Raw genomic sequence first — 1,375 nt, forward strand, 5'->3', positions numbered from 1 at the left:
GCAGGCTCAGGCGCTGATGGCGTCGGTTCATACCGTCAATCTGGCGGGTGAACCGCTTAAACGTACCCTGATTGAACAGATTTTTGCAGAAACGCCGGTACAGCGGTTATGCAATCTCTATGGGCCTTCCGAAACGACAACGTATTCTGCCTGGTTGTCGATACCGCGGGGTGACAGGATTATTGAAAGTATCGGGCGTCCGATAGCTAACACCGGCCTTTATTTGCTGGACGTTTATGGTCAGCCGGTGCCGCTGGGCGTGGTGGGTGAAATTTATATCGGCGGGGCGGGGGTAGCGCGGGGTTACTTCAATCGCCCTGATCTGACGGCGGAACGGTTCCTGCCCGATCCGTTCAGTGACAACCCGGAGGCGCGTATGTACCGCACCGGAGATTTAGCTCGCTACCTGCCGGATGGCAATCTGGAGTTTCTGGGCCGCAACGACCAGCAGGTGAAAATCCGCGGATTTCGGATTGAACCGGGGGAAATTGAAGCCCGGTTGCTGGAACACCCGGCCGTGAGTGACTCGGTAGTACTGGCACAGGGTGACGGGCCGGAGAAACGGCTGGTGGCCTATGTGGTGGCACCGGCGGATGAGGGATTGATTCATAGCCTGCGTGACCATCTGAGTGTTCAGCTGCCTGACTACATGGTGCCGTCGGCTTTTGTGCGGCTGGATGCGTTGCCGTTGACGCCGAATGGTAAATTGGATCGCCGGGCATTGCCGGCCCCGGACAATGAAGCCTTTGCTTATCAAGTTTACGAAGCGCCCCAGGGCGAAACGGAAATCGCCCTGGCGGCGATTTGGCGTGAATTACTGGGGATTGAACAGATCAGCCGGTATGACAATTTCTTTGCCCTGGGTGGCCATTCATTACTCGCTATACGGATGATTGAACGCCTGCGTAACCTAGGGTTGACCCTGACGGCGCGTGATCTGTTCCAGTTTCCAATGCTGTCAGATTTAGCCCAAACATTGGGACAGCACCAGGCCGTGATAGTGCCGCCTAACGTCATTACATCAGCGACGACGACACTCACCCCAGAGGTATTGCCGTTGATCGATCTGACTCAGGATGACATTGACCGCATCGTCAGACAGGTGCCGGGCGGGGTGACCCATATTCAGGATATCTATGCTCTGTCACCATTGCAGGACGGTATTTTGTTCCACCACTTACTGGCAAACGAAGGGGATCCGTATCTGTTGGTCAGTCAGATGGCCTTTGCTGAACGGACTCTGCTGGACCGTTATTTGGCGGCAGTGCAACAGGTGGTTGATCGTCACGATATTCTGCGTACGGCCTTTATCTGGCAAGGATTATCAGAGCCGGCGCAGGTGGTTTGGCGTCAGGTACCGTTATCGGTCACTGAA

General features: G+C 55.6%; 1 protein-coding gene. It reads left to right on the forward strand.

Going from position 1 to position 1,375, the window contains the following annotated elements:
- Positions 1 to 1,375 (forward strand): non-ribosomal peptide synthetase (locus ABR397_RS22620; protein WP_350307675.1); only part of this gene is annotated, 1,375 nt, incomplete at both ends.

Origin of the sequence: Photorhabdus viridis, from assembly GCF_040256935.1 — a bacterium.
Classification (GTDB): domain Bacteria; phylum Pseudomonadota; class Gammaproteobacteria; order Enterobacterales; family Enterobacteriaceae; genus Photorhabdus; species Photorhabdus viridis.